At 42.9% G+C, this 14,135-nt stretch carries 12 protein-coding genes; 5 read left to right on the plus strand and 7 right to left on the minus strand.

What is annotated here, in order from left to right; all coding sequences use genetic code 11:
• Positions 1-63 precede the first annotated feature (63 nt).
• Positions 64-579: a hypothetical protein gene (locus tag AS29_RS20110; protein ID WP_035413255.1), complete on the plus strand. Its 516-nt coding sequence runs from the start codon at positions 64-66 to the stop codon at positions 577-579.
• A 75-nt stretch (positions 580-654) separates the two neighbouring features.
• Here AS29_RS20110 and AS29_RS20115 read toward each other — a convergent pair whose 3' ends face one another.
• Positions 655-1,500, minus strand: a complete 846-nt coding sequence (locus AS29_RS20115; protein WP_035413433.1) for a Cof-type HAD-IIB family hydrolase — start codon at positions 1,498-1,500, stop codon at positions 655-657.
• Positions 1,500-2,273, minus strand: a complete 774-nt coding sequence (locus tag AS29_RS20120; RefSeq protein WP_035413257.1) for a DeoR/GlpR family DNA-binding transcription regulator — start codon at positions 2,271-2,273, stop codon at positions 1,500-1,502. The genes AS29_RS20115 and AS29_RS20120 overlap by 1 nt, the downstream gene beginning before the upstream one ends.
• A gap of 159 nt (positions 2,274-2,432) precedes the next feature.
• Here AS29_RS20120 and AS29_RS20125 point away from each other — a divergent pair, with 159 nt between their 5' ends.
• Positions 2,433-2,654: a hypothetical protein gene (locus AS29_RS20125; RefSeq protein ID WP_035413260.1), complete on the plus strand. Its 222-nt coding sequence runs from the start codon at positions 2,433-2,435 to the stop codon at positions 2,652-2,654.
• Positions 2,655-2,693: 39 nt separating this feature from the next.
• Here the strand turns inward: AS29_RS20125 and egtD are convergent, their stop codons facing one another.
• The 3 genes from egtD to AS29_RS20140 form a co-directional block, all read right to left on the minus strand.
• Entirely contained in the window at positions 2,694-3,659 is a 966-nt protein-coding gene (gene egtD, locus AS29_RS20130; RefSeq protein WP_035413263.1) for an L-histidine N(alpha)-methyltransferase, read from the minus strand.
• Positions 3,656-4,921: an ergothioneine biosynthesis protein EgtB gene (egtB, locus tag AS29_RS20135; RefSeq protein ID WP_035413266.1), complete on the minus strand. Its 1,266-nt coding sequence runs from the start codon at positions 4,919-4,921 to the stop codon at positions 3,656-3,658. The genes egtD and egtB overlap by 4 nt, the downstream gene beginning before the upstream one ends.
• A gap of 223 nt (positions 4,922-5,144) precedes the next feature.
• Entirely contained in the window at positions 5,145-6,188 is a 1,044-nt protein-coding gene (locus AS29_RS20140) for an aldose epimerase family protein (RefSeq protein WP_035413269.1), read from the minus strand.
• Between the two features lie 177 nt (positions 6,189-6,365).
• On the opposite strand from AS29_RS20140, the gene AS29_RS20145 reads away from it, so the two are divergent.
• Positions 6,366-7,499: a zinc-dependent alcohol dehydrogenase gene (locus AS29_RS20145; RefSeq protein WP_035413272.1), complete on the plus strand. Its 1,134-nt coding sequence runs from the start codon at positions 6,366-6,368 to the stop codon at positions 7,497-7,499.
• A gap of 14 nt (positions 7,500-7,513) precedes the next feature.
• Here AS29_RS20145 and AS29_RS20150 read toward each other — a convergent pair whose 3' ends face one another.
• Positions 7,514-7,993 carry a VanZ family protein gene (locus AS29_RS20150; protein WP_197491634.1) on the minus strand — a complete coding sequence of 160 codons (480 nt, stop codon included), beginning with the start codon at positions 7,991-7,993 and terminating at the stop codon, positions 7,514-7,516.
• Between the two features lie 264 nt (positions 7,994-8,257).
• Here AS29_RS20150 and mreBH point away from each other — a divergent pair, with 264 nt between their 5' ends.
• Both mreBH and AS29_RS20165 read left to right on the plus strand, forming a co-directional pair.
• Positions 8,258-9,265, plus strand: coding sequence for a rod-share determining protein MreBH (gene mreBH, locus AS29_RS20155; RefSeq protein ID WP_035413275.1), 1,008 nt, complete (start codon positions 8,258-8,260; stop codon positions 9,263-9,265).
• Positions 9,266-9,578: 313 nt separating this feature from the next.
• Complete coding sequence (locus AS29_RS20165; RefSeq protein ID WP_051860870.1) at positions 9,579-10,331, plus strand: STAS domain-containing protein; 753 nt, start codon at positions 9,579-9,581, stop codon at positions 10,329-10,331.
• A 36-nt stretch (positions 10,332-10,367) separates the two neighbouring features.
• Here AS29_RS20165 and AS29_RS20170 read toward each other — a convergent pair whose 3' ends face one another.
• Positions 10,368-13,928 (minus strand): heparinase II/III domain-containing protein, encoded by a 3,561-nt coding sequence (locus AS29_RS20170; RefSeq protein ID WP_035413280.1) that lies wholly within the window; start codon positions 13,926-13,928, stop codon positions 10,368-10,370.
• Between the last annotated feature and the right edge of the window lie 207 nt (positions 13,929-14,135).

Genomic DNA, 14,135 nt, shown 5'->3' on the forward strand with positions numbered 1-14,135 from the left:
ACCATAATGGACCAGGCAATACCAGTCATATAATGAACGAATATCCCAGAGAGGCAGATGACTATGACTCCTTCAAAAATTGTCCTGCTGCGTCATGCAGAAAAACCGGATGAGCCCTCGAATCATAACTTGTCCGCTGAAGGAAAAACCCGTTCCCAACTGCTTGTCCAATTGCTTTTATTCCTCTACCCAAGTATCGCCGGCATTTATGCAGCCGGGACAGGACAAAACGATCCAAGCAAAAGAAAAATTCAAACTGTGATTCCTTTGATCAATTATTTGCTTCATGATGATCATCAGCCCATTGCTATAAATACGGTCCGCTTAGCTAAAGAAACGGAACAGACAGCTAATGAGATCCTTTCAAACGCTCTTTATCTTACAAAGACTGTCATTGTTTGCTGGTCCCATCAAAAATTGCCATCATTGGCAAAAAAATTAAACGCAAAACACGTACCTGAAAAATGGCCGGAAGACCGATATGATGTGCTATGGGAGATAGATGGACAAAGCGGGAAACTAAAACAAATTCCCCAGCTGCTTATGCCCGGAGATTCTTTGTATGGAATTGGGGAATGATGTGTTTTCAATAGACAAAAATGAAACCTGCTCCGTCACGCCCCGAAAAATCAGGTTACGCCGGCAGCAGGTTCGTTAGAGGCTATTTAACATTTCCGCTACACCATGTTCATCATTTGTACCGAAAATGGTGTCGCTTATGTCCTTAATTTCAATTCTTGCATTTCCCATTGCGTATCCTTTTCCCGCCGTTCTTATCATCGATTCATCATTCATGCTGTCTCCTATTGCTGCTGTTTCTGATAGCGGGATCGAAAGTCTTTTTGCAAGCTTTGTCAAAGCCAAGCCTTTTGATGCTTTTTCATGTTCAAGCTCGAAATTATGATTGGCTGATGTTACGATCGTCAATCCTTCTCTTTCTTTGAATTCGTTCCAGCCGGTTTTTCTTTTTTCTTCATCAAAAGAAAACGCAAGTATATTATAGATTTCGGCCTCTCCAGGAATGTCCGTAAAGGATTCAATAAATGAAAATCCGGATTGGCTGTATTGCTTGGATGCAGCTTGCTGCAATTCCTGAATGGATACTTCGGGATTTGAACTGCTGATCCGGTCCATTTCAATTTGAAGCAGCTCACGCCCTCTTTGGGGTGTATAGATGAAATGGCTGCTGAAAACTTCATAATAAAAATCATTTTCCTCAAGCCAAGCCATTATTCCATCGGCCTCTTCCCTATCTATAGGAACAGAATGGAAAAGGGTTCCATCAGGATGGTGAATGGTAGCACCGTTTGCTGCTATTATCCAAGGATTAAGACCGGTGCCGGTAAATATTTTCTGTACATCGAAATGGGCCCTGCCTGTTGCAATAACAACCTGAATGCCTCTTTCTTCAGCCTTTTTAATCGCTGATACGTTTTCTTCACTAATTTGGTTTTTGCTGTTCAAGAGGGTTCCATCCAAATCAATAGCTGCGAGCTTAATCATCCTGTTTCCTCCGTATCTGCTATTAATAGTTCTACATGGTTTTTTTCTAATACGGTCATCATGTTCTCAGAAGGTTCTCTATCCGTGATAACAATATCGATTTCTGACAGATCGGCGAACTTAAAAAAGTCTGTAATCTCCATCTTAGAGTGGTCCGCTAGAATGATTACCTGTTCTGCCTGCTTCAGCATTCTTCTTTTCACCATTCCATCCTCTTCATGTGCAATGGTCAATCCATGTTCGGAAATCCCGACGAGACCGATAAAAGCCTTTTCGACGTGATAGTTCGCTAATTTATCCAGTACAGCAGATCCGTATAAAAAACCGTGCTCCTTTTGCAATTCTCCCCCAAGAAGATGGATTTGAATGCCTCTCTTTCCAGCAAGGATTCCCGCTTGGTGGATGGAGTTTGTAATGACCGTGCAATCCTCTTCAGACAGAGATTCGGCACATGCCTGAACAGTGGTGGAAGAATCAAGAATGACACGGTCTCCCGATAAGATGAGTGAAGCGGCTTTTTTACCAATTCTCTCTTTTTCAGCCGATACGTGCTTTAAACGATTGGTATAGTCTCTTATTTTGTGGTGAGCTGATGGCAGAATAGCTCCGCCTCGTGTCCGGATTACCGCCTTTATTTCTTCGAGCTTGACTAAGTCTCTTCTGGCAGTATCCCTCGATACTTGATATATAGAACAGATTTGCTCTATAGATATTCTTTTTTCAGTTCTTAAATAATCTATGATTGCCTCAAGTCGCTCTTCTTGATACATTAATATCCGCCTTCGTAAGTAATAATAAGTAATACATAAGTTATTATAAGCAATTAACATATTTGATGCAACCGCACAAAAAACTTTTTCGGTTTACATATTTTTAATCATTTAAGGGTATTGATTTGAAAGAAAGATATTTTGCGAGGAGAGCTGAAAATGAGAGAAACGACAATCCAGGTTAAAGAGCCGCTGAATGAAGAGAGAATTCAAATGATTGAATCACGTCTTGCTCAAACGGAAGGAATTGAGAGGGCTTTAGTGGATATTGAGTCTGGAAGCATTTGGATTTCGTATAATGAAATGCAAATAGCTCCAGAACTGATTATGAAAGCTTTAAGTGAGCATGGCATGCAATCAGAAGAGATTCAAAACGCTTAAAAGCCCAGCCAGGTTTTAACCTGGCTGGGCTTTTTTTTGCTACCTTAATTCAAGATAGTGGAGACTGAACAGCCTGTTTTGATCTGTCCAGAATTTTCTTGCTGCAAAACCGCTCTTTGATGCAAGGTTGTGAAATTCCTCCACTTCATACTTATAGGAATTTTCCGTATGGATCGTTTCTCCTCTTTGAATAACAATCTCTTCTGATTGAATGGTCACTTTCTGATCTTTCTGGCTAATAATATGCATTTCTATTCTGCCTTTTTCCTCGTTGTAAAAAGCATGATGGCGGTATGCATCCAATGCGAAGTCCGCACCGAGCTCACGGTTCATCCTTCTCAGCAGATTCAGATTAAACTCTGCAGTAATCCCTCTGGCATCATTATAAGCTGAATGTAAAATATGGCTCTCCTTTTTCAAATCTACCCCTACTAAAAACCCGTCCCCTTTTTCAAGCATGGCTGCAACCGTATCTAAAAAAGCACCGGCTTCGCGGGGTTCAAAATTTCCAATTGTCGATCCAGGGAAAAAGGCGGCTTTTTTCCGGCAATTCAAATCAGGCAAGGTCATTGGAGCCGTATAATCCCCCGAGACTGCATGAATATGAAGGGTGGGATAATCGTGAGCAAGCTTCAAGCTGGAAGCATATAAAAATTCCTTGGAAATATCAATCGGCACATAGACGGATAAATCTTTAAGGGACTGCAGCAGGATTTGAATTTTACGGCTGCTGCCGCTTCCGAACTCTATAAGTGCAGCTTCCGGACCAATCAGCAGTGCTATTTCATTCTTCACACTTTCCAAAATATCAATTTCAGTTCTAGTAGGGTAGTACTCAGCTAGATTCGTAATTTCCTCAAATAACTCAGAGCCTCTTTCATCATAAAGGAATTTTGCAGGCAGGGTTTTCGGCACACGCTTTAAACCATCTAACACCTCTGTTAAAAAACTGGAATATTCAACTCCGTTATCCGTAAACTGTATGGCCTGCTTCAATGTTGTCATTCCGCATCCTCCGCAAGACGAAATCCGCTGAACTGCCAGCGTTTTTCAGGCTGAAAGAAATTCCGGTAAGAAGATCGTATGTGAGAAGAAGACGTTGCGCAAGAGCCTCCTCGCAGAACCATCTGGTTACACATGAATTTGGCGTTGTATTCACCCAGGGCTCCTTCAAGAGGTTTGCTGCCCGGATAAGGAGAATAAGCACTTGCCGTCCATTCCCATACATCTCCATACGCCTGATGGAATTTGCCGTTCCCGCTTTTTGCCGGACAGGGATGAAAATTGCGGCTTTCAACAAAATTCCCTTCGCAGTCGGTATTTTCAAGAGCGTGTTCCCATTCAGCTTCAGTCGGAAGGCGCTTTCCTGCCCATCTGGCATAGGCATCCGCTTCATAGAAACTCACATGGCATACTGGCTCATCGAGGCTGATTTTTTTCTGTCCTCCAAGTGTGAAGGTATTCCATCCGTCATCTGCCATAAACCAGTACATAGGAGCAGTCCATGCCTCTTTTTTAATGTAAGCCCAGCCATCGGAGAGCCAATATTCAGGCTTTTGATAGCCGCCGGCCTCTATGAATTTCAAATAATCGCCATTTGTAACTGGATGGGATGCCAGGGAAAATGGCTGTAAATAAACTTTGTGTCTTGGAGATTCATTGTCAAAACAAAAATCGCCTCCGCTGTGTCCAATTTCGGCCAGCCCTCCATCTACTGGGATCATCGTACATTCACTGCTATTCAATCCAGAAGATTCAGAAGGCTCTGAGTAGACAGGGAGCAGCGGGTTTTGGGAGAAATTATATTTAATATCTGTCAGCAGCAGCTCCTGATGCTGCTGTTCGTGCTGCAGACCGATTTCAAGCAAATCCAGTACAAGCTCTGCTTTGCTTTCAGGCAGATTATTAAGAAGCTTCTCTATATGTGCGTTCACGTAATTCCGGTAAGAAAAAACCTCTCTCGCTGTGGGCCTTGTCAGTAAACCCCTCTGGTTCCTTGGGTGAAAAGGTCCGATCGTCTCATAATAGGAATTAAACAAATAATCAAACTGAGGATTAAGCTCCTCATACTGGGGCAAATGATCTTTAAGAATGAAGCGTTCAAAGAACCAGGTAGTATGGGCAAGATGCCATTTCGGAGGGCTCGCATCTGCCATACCCTGTACAACAAAATCCTCGGTTTCAAGCGGCTCCGTTAAATGCTCTGATAAGTACCGAATCTCTTTAAAGCGCTTTAGCATTTGTTTTTGATCATTTTGAAGCAGCATGATTTTCCTCCCTGATATGGACAGACCCTTTCCGTCCAAAAATAAAATCAACAGCTTTACTCATAATCTGAGTTTTACCACGAATAAGAAAGGCGAAACCTTGGAATGTTTTCTTGTAATATTTCCAGTATAGACGATGCCTGAATCGAGAAGAGTAAAAATTTTGTTAATTTTCATCCTTGAAAAATTAACAAAAAAAAGACAGCAGAAAAGCTGTCTTTTTTTATTTAACAGAAAATGTCCATTTCGTCTCTGCCTGGTATTTTTCGCCCTTTTTCAGAATAATGGACGGGAATGAATCTTGGTGGACGGCATCAGGGGGAAATTGCGTCTCAAGGCAAACGGCCATATGCTTCTCTGCAGTCTTTCCTTCCTGCAGCACAATATCATCACCCATTGAATTGCTTGTATACACAATGACAGCAGGCTGATCTGTTTCCACTGTAAGAAGGCGTCCGCTGTTAGCTTCATAAAGGATCATCTCCTTCCCTTCATCAAGCAGGAACGGATGATCATAACCACCGCCGGCAATTTTTATTTGTTCGTGATCGGAGAAGATTCCATCCTTCAGTTTCCTGCCTTGCCGGAAGTCAAAGACCGTTCCTTCTGTTTCAAGCTCTCTCCCTGTAGGCAATGATTCATCATCGAGCTCCAGGTAATGGACGCTTGGAAGGGTCAGCTCATGTTCAGCTATCGAATCTTTGACAGAACCGCTCAAATTAAAATAGGTATGATTCGTCATATTCAGAACAGTATCCCGATCCGTTCTTCCTTCATAGGTCAAAATTAATTCGTTTTTCTCCGTTAACCTGTAAGTTACTTTCACCTCAAGATTTCCTGGAAACCCTTCTTCTCCATCTGGACTAAAGTAAGTAAATACAACTGCTGCATCTTGCTCAGATTCAATTGCATGTGAAGACCAAACCCTGTGACTGAATCCTTTTTCTCCGCCATGCAGGTGATTGCCTTCCTGGTTCGCAGTTACCTGATAGGTTTTTCTGTTTACAGGCAGATGCCCTTTTCCGATTCTTCCTCCTACACGCCCGACTACCGCCCCAAAATAAGGAACTCTATGTATATAATCCTCCAGCTCCCTGCAGCCGAGTACGATATTTTCAACCCTTCCATCCCTGTCAGGCGTTACAATTCTGGTTATCGCACAGCCGTATTCCATGCATTCAACCTCTACTCCATTGCTGTTTCTTATTCTGTAGCCATAAACATCCTGACCGTCCAATTGACCAAATATCTTTTTTTCTGCCTTCATAACGGACTCCTTCCAGCCTTTATCTGATTCTATTAAATTGAGCATAATCTTAATGCTATACGTTGTAAAGTTTCACGAGAGGAAGCTTTTGGCATATTTTTCGATCCAATCGGATTACAAGATGTTAAAAGGGGAAAAGAACAGGAGTGTGACAATATATAACTAGGAGTGTGAATAATGAGAGCAGTTACTTATCAAGGCAGTGAGAAGATCGAAGTAAAACAGGTGGAGGATCCAAGGATTCAGGAGAACAGCGATATGATCGTTAAAATTACCTCTACCGCAATTTGCGGATCAGACCTTCACCTCTATCAAGGAAATATGCCTATAAATAAGGATTATGTAATTGGCCATGAACCGATGGGAATCGTTGAAGAGGTCGGTTCTGAGGTTACAAAGGTAAAAAAAGGCGACCGGGTAGTTATCCCATTTAATATTGGGTGCGGAACATGCTTCTACTGCAGCAATCAGATGGAAAGCCAATGCGACAACTCCAATCCTATGGGAGATCAGGGAGGACTTTTTGGATTCACTGAAATGTTCGGAGGTCACCCTGGGGGACAGGCTGAATACCTGCGCGTACCTTATGCTGACTTTACCTCTTTTGTAGTGCCAGAATCCTGTGAACGCGAAGATGAAGACCTTCTTTTCATGTCTGATGTACTTCCTACCGCATACTGGAGTGTAGAAAACGCAGGAGTTAAAGCCGGAGATACAGTGATTGTCCTTGGCTGCGGACCTGTTGGTCTAATGGCGCAAAAGTTTGCAGCAATGGCTGGAGCAGAGCGGGTTATTGCTGTCGATCAGCTCGATTATCGATTAAATAAAGCGAAAAAGATGAATTCAGTTGAAACATTTGATTTTACCAGTACGGATGACCCCGGCTCTTATCTGCACGAATTTACAAAGGGCGGAGCAGATGTTGTAATCGATTGTGTAGGAATGGATGGAAGAATGACGGCTATGGAAAAAATCGGCCAGAAGTTTAAGCTTCATGGCGGAAGTCTTGGTCCAATCCGAATCGCTTCTGAAGCCGTCCGTAAATTCGGAACCATTCAGCTGACAGGTGTTTATGGAGAATCCTATAACGACTTTCCGCTTGGAGATATTTTTTCCAGAAATATCACCGTCAAAACAGGACAGGCACCTGTCATCCACTTTATGCCAAAACTGTTTGACATGATTCAATCCAATCAAATCGTTCCTTCCGAGATTGTCTCGCACAAAATCTCGCTGGACGAAGCTTCCCATGCATATAACATTTTCAATGATCATGAAGATGAGTGTGTAAAAGTTGTTTTGAAACCATAAAAACAGGGCGATCCTCATTTGGATCGCCCTATTTTTATTAAGAGGCTGAAAAGCAGATAGCCAAAAACTCCGCCTGCTGTATTAAGAAGCAGGTCATCCACATCAAAGACACCGAGAGCTAATGAAAGCTGAATGATTTCCAAAGCGAGACTGAAAAGAAAAGAAAGCAAAAGCATAAGCCAGCTATTTCTTAATTTTTTAACCATTACCGGTATGAGCAAGCCAAATGGAATAAATCCGGCCAAATTTCCTAAAAGATTTGGAATGCTTAATCCCGGCCTGCTATGAGCTACCATCATATAACGCTTTACGGTAGCAAAAGGCGTCATATTGCTGTATGCAAAATTTTGTTTTATCAAATCTCCGCTCAAAGCTGCAACATGTTCCGGAGACTCATGCAGTGGAATTTGTTTGAATAATACCAGTTTTAGCAGAAATGCGAGATAGATAATCAATGTCCCTGCTGCAACTGTTTTTAGCTGTTTCTTTACCATTATCATTCCATCTTTCATTGACAAAACTTTTTTTCATATCATCAATACTTCCCTTAATCTTTCTTCTCATAACCTTAATTCCTTTTCCAGACTAACTGTATCAAATTCTTATGTGAAATGATAGGCAAAAAAGAGTGCTAAAACTCACGATAGAGGATAAATAATTGCCTTCCACAACATTCCATTGAAACCTACCCCCATAAATCGACATAATGAATAGAAGCCATATATAAGACTAGAATTCTATAAAGAATGGGTGAAAACATGTTTTCTAACACTGAAATCGGGATTGATCTTGGAACCGCCAATATATTGGTTTATACAAAAAACAAAGGAATCGTTCTAAACGAGCCTTCTGTAGTGGCAATTGATACAGAAACTAAAACAGTGCTCGCTGTCGGTGCTGAAGCGAAAAGCATGATTGGAAAAACACCAGGTAAAATCGTGGCAATCCGTCCGCTGAAAGATGGCGTAATAGCGGACTACGATGTAACCACTGAAATGCTGAAACAAATTATGAAAAAAGCCGGCAAGCAGCTTGGATTTTCCATTAGAAAACCAAGTGTTGTCGTTTGTACACCTTCAGGATCTACATCGGTTGAACGCCGTGCCATCCATGATGCAGTTAAAAACTGCGGTGCAAAGCATGTGCACTTGATTGAGGAACCTGTAGCTGCAGCCATTGGGGCAGACCTGCCTGTAGCAGAACCGGTAGCAAACGTTGTAGTGGACATTGGCGGAGGAACGACGGAAGTCGCCATTATTTCCTTTGGAGGAGTAGTTTCCTGCCACTCCATCCGAATTGGCGGAGATCAGCTTGACGAGGATATTGTTACATATGTCCGAAAAAAATATAATCTTCTTGTAGGAGAACGGACTGCTGAACAAATTAAAATAGAAATTGGATATGCATTGGTCGATCACGAAGAATTGACAATGGATGTACGCGGACGTGATTTAGTAACCGGACTCCCTAAAACCATCCAGCTTCGTTCTAATGAAATTCAGCAGGCGATGAAAGAATCGCTTTCTCATATTCTTGAAGCAATCCGTGCAACATTAGAAGATTGCCCGCCGGAGCTCAGCGGGGATATTGTGGACCGCGGAGTCATTCTTACTGGAGGAGGAGCGCTTCTGAACGGCATGCAGGATTGGCTGAGTAAAGAAATTGTGGTGCCTGTCCATCTGGCACCTAACCCGCTTGAATCAGTCGCAATCGGAACCGGACGCTCTCTCGGTGTCATTCATAAACTTCAAAAAGCAGCAAAATAAACGATTACTTCCGAAAAAGCCTGGAGGCAAACTTCCAGGCTTTTTTAATGGTCAAATTGCGGCACTCTATTCAAAGAACCTCTGCTTGAGTGCAAAGGGTCTGAAAATGCAGGAGGAGCAGGATTCCAATAAGACTCCCCCGATTTCCGTAACAGGGAAAGAAAAAGCATATGCACCACTGAAGAGAGTGCATCCTGAAGCAAAAACAAGTGCACCGAAGGTTTTTATTCAGTAAATCATGTTAGATAGAGAAAATTTAGAGCTTTTGAAAAAGGGAATAATTCTTATAGAAAATTGACCGGGAGGAACCTTTTTGACGAATAAGATGCTGAGTGATGAATTATTTAAAAAGACACTGGATTCTACTCATGTTGGAATTACCATAACTGATCCGTCCCTGCCGGATAATCCGCTCATTTATGTAAATAAAGGATTTGCAGAGATGACAGGCTATTCCTATGAAGAGGTTCTGGGAAAAAACTGCCGTTTTCTTCAAGGCAGGAATACAAGTTATGAGACGGTTGGGAGGATTAAAATGGCGCTGAAAGAAAATAAGCCAATCCTCACTGACATTATGAATTACAGGAAAGACGGCTCCTCCTTTTGGAACGAATTACATATCGAACCTGCCTTTGTGGAAAGTGAACATAAAACTTATTTTATCGGTATTCAAAAGAATGTAACAAAACAAAAAGAATACCTTGAAAGAATTACTGAGCTTTCCACTCCAATTGTTCCCATCAGTGACAATCTTTCCGTTCTTCCGTTAATAGGAGAGCTTAGCAACAAAAGATCCGAAGAACTCATGAATTCCGTTTCTGCCTATGCTTCCACTATTAAAAATCATGCCATCATAGTGGACCTGTCAGGACTGATTAAGGTAGAAAAAGATGAGGTTGCAAGTTTGCTGAAGCTTTTTAATGTATTGAATATGATGGGGACAGAATTGATATTAACAGGTGTCACTCCTATGCTCATACTGCAAACGAGCACTGAATTGATTGAGGAGCTTTCCATTATTCGGACGTATATGAACGTGAAACAGGCCATTGATGCGTTTAATTAAAACAGCCCCTTGCTGAAATCTGCAGGGGCTGTTTTCTTATTGGTCAATAACCGTCAATCCGTTCATTTCAATGCCGGAGGTTTCTTTTCCATTGACAGTAATGGATTTATAGCCAGTTCCTTTGATCATAAGAGTCGCGCTTCGCATAATGGTTTTAGCCGGCAGAATGATGGTCAGCTTCTCACCACCTGCCAGGACTTTCACAGGAAGGTCCCGGCAGCTTTTCACCTTGCTTTTATCAAATGCGATCCTCCCTGCGAAAAGTCCGCCTGCTTCCGTTTCCGGATTGGCAATTATACAGGCTGCTTCATTCCCATCCTCTATTTGGATAACGTATTCGTCAAACCAGCTTGCGCTGAATTCCATCTCTCCTGCACCAAAAATGTTAACAAAGCGCGCTTTCTCCCCTTTTTGCCGCTGAAAAAGAACGGAATAGGTTTTTTCGGGTTCTGAAGAAGGTCCGGGGCCCATAGCCTCAGCAACTTCCTTCAGTCCTGTTCCCAGTGAAATCATACGGAGCGTTTTATTATGAAGCTTCCATTGAGAATGAAACGAATCCTTTACAAAAGCGCTTTTTGGATCCTTAAGAAATTGATATCCATTCTGGGTTCCGAGTGGAGAATGGCGTTCAGAAAAATTCAGATTGGTTGAGAAGTCACCAAGACCATGGAACACCCAATCATATTGTCTGATTTCTCCAAGGCTTGACGCTTCCATCCAGTCCAAGGCAAAACGATCCCACATCAAGACTGTCCGTTTTGCTTCAACACCCGGGAAGGCATCTCCCCCCTCCGCCTTCATGACCTGCAAATTCTTGCCCAAAGCAAAATGTTCTAGTTTCCCCTCTGCCGCTTTTTGGGAAGTTCCATCTACAGTCAGCGTATTATGGCTGACTGTTTGCTTATACCATCCAGTGTACAGGACGTGCCCATAGCTTGGGGTTCCAAAATCGGGCGCAAATGCTTCTCCTTCAGCAAACAAATCCATATGCAGTTTATCAGGGTGTCCGTGGGAGCCCCCGTATGGGCCATAGTCCATGAGGGCATACATGCTGCCGGTTCGAAGTAAACTTTGGCCCGCTCCTTCGAAATTCCGGCTCTTCCATTCATAGGAACCGGTATCCGGAATCGTCGGGATTCCTTTAAATAGAGCGTATTCGCCTTCACGCGGAATTTTCTTGTATTTTGTATCCAGCAGCCAGGCAAAGCCAGGAGTCTTATATGCCGAATAGGCCGGTTCATAATCAAAATTCCCTTTTTTACTCACTGGGTCCATCAATGAGCTTCCGTATATTCCTCCATCATTATTGAAAGGGAGCCCAAAATTCGGGTAGGCATAATCCAGTGGAACCTCATACATTTTTTTTAGTTCAGGACTGCTGTACAAATCATAGCCCCAGCTTTTAGCCCCATCTGCCAGATTCTGCAGAGCCCTAAGCGCATATAAATGATAGGCCATGGACCCCTCCCACCAAAATCCGTCTGAAAGGACACTCTCCTTCATCAAGTAATAAAATCCATGCTCCCCGTTGATGGCAAATTCCATGTATTCCCGGTCTCCAAGAACAAAACCAATCATGCCCACAGCAGCATTATGCCATGCCTGCCAGTTGGACCGTCCCATATCATACTCACTGATGGCAACAGCTGATGGCCGGAGCATATTCAGCTCGATGTTCGCTTTATCCTGCTCTGACAACAATCCGCTGTCATAAAGCAGATCATACGTGTAAGCAAGATCAACCATGCTTACCGATTCATCAAGCGTTTGCCAATAAAGTCTTCCTCCCCTCGCCTGCTTAGAGTAATTTGGATAATAATTTGCGTATTTGATTATCAGATCTGCAGCTTTTCTGCCATAACGCACATCGCCGCTCAGTTTGTAGGAGGATGCAAGCGTGCGGGCAGCTTTGATGATTTCATTGTGGCGGTAATAACGCCAGCCTGCATCATAAGAATCCCCTGTATAAAATTTATCCTCTGATGGGCAGTAGTGTTTATTGGGGCTCGCCGGGTCATATTGAAGGGGTGAGCTGTCATCACATAGGAACCACATTCCATGGCCGCCTGCCTGGTCCGGAACATCCAGGTTTGAAATGAGCTGCTGGTCAGCTTCCTTTCTCAATTTCTTAAAATAATCTGCTGCCCACGGTTCTTCCGCGATCCTTTTCTTCGCTTCTGACAGCTCATTAGCGTTTATAAAAGATTTCGGCCTTGTATGGCTGACTTCCTTCCACTGATAGGGCTTGGATTTAAGCTTCACTTGAAAACTTGCCCCAAGCTTTAAGCGGGACAAAATAGATATCGTCATTGTCTGTTCCTCTCCTGCCTGCGTTTCCTTTGGCCATTTCCATTGAACGGTCAGAATTTTGGATTTTCCCGGCTGCAGGTCTCCTGATTTCTCACTTAGAGTAACAGCATCTGAAAACTCTTCCGGAATACTGACGTCAAAATGGTCCGCCTGATTGGCTTTATTCAAGATCGTCACAAAGTATGTTTGCTCGGTTCCAGGCATTCCTTCCTTGGAAATGGATTTAGGAGAAACCTGAAACGATTCTCGCACAAGCTTCATATCATCCAAATACACAACTGTCTCCGGATCTGGTGGCTGATTGCTGTACCAGAAGGAGTGGAATGTCAGCTTTTTCACAGTATGAAGCCCCAGCGGCTGCCTGGATGGAGTAAAATCTTTTAAATCAATGGACACCTGCTTCCATCCTGTCCAGTCTATTTTCAGACCTGCAAGGAAATAATCAAATCCTTCTGTTGCCGGATCATCAGAGTCCAGTATAGGATAAATCATCGTACCGGTTGCCTTTTCAGAGTACATCCAAAAATCAAGCTTGTCATACCGTGACCAGTCCCTTGGGATTGCAGTAGACTGAACCGCTTTTTTAGAGGGCATTTGATCCCATTTTCCGCTGAAAAGTCCTTCTTTCACATATTTGGTGTTCTCTGTAATCGATGTCCATTTCTTCGAATCCTCGAATCCGTCTATAGGCAGAATATCAGATTCTTTCGTATCGTCCAGTGTCATTTGATCCAGGATTAAACGGGTATCTGGATTAGGGGTTTCCCCGTACCATGAGGCATGAAGTCTTAGCTGATCAATTTTGCTGAAACCGGCAGGCGTATATCCTGCCCGGAAGGAATAGTAGGGCAGCCTGACTTTTTGCCAGCCCTGCCATGTAATTTGTATAGAGGTGATATAGTAATCAAGCTGAGCGGTAGCAGAATTATCTGAGTAGAGGACTACGTAGATTCGGTCGTTTGTTGATTTTTCGGAGTGGATCCAAAGATTCAATGAATCATAGGAGGTCCAGTCATTGGGGATGGAATTGGTTTCAATGGCTTTTGTCAGTTTTCCGGTGTTTTTATCTGTAATCATCCATTTCCCTGCAGAGCTGCCTTCATGTATGGTTTCAGTTTCCCTTATCAGCCCCTTCCAGTCGGCTAGATCTTCAAAGTCCTGAATGACAAGCTGCTCTTCTTCTCTATTTTCTCCAGCAGGCGGATCATCAGCTTTTGCAATATCTGGACAGATTGGCATTAATAGCATCAAAGACAGTAAGATTAGTATCCCTCTCTTGATTACCATCCATTTCCCCCGGTTAAAGCCCGCTCACATGCTCTTATCCTGGCAGAAAGCAAGTGAATCCATCTCCATGAAAATGAGCCGAACCGAATTTTAAAAGCGCTTGCCTTTCTCTTTTTAATGCTCTGTTAAACTTAGCTGTTGATTGCAGCCAGCAGGCGTTCGCTCCAATCTACAGATGTTAATAAATCAACATAATTAATGCTTTAA

The sequence above is a fragment of the Bacillus sp. SJS genome, from assembly GCF_000732485.2.
GTDB classification, from domain to species: Bacteria; Bacillota; Bacilli; order Bacillales; family Bacillaceae; genus Metabacillus_B; species Metabacillus_B sediminis.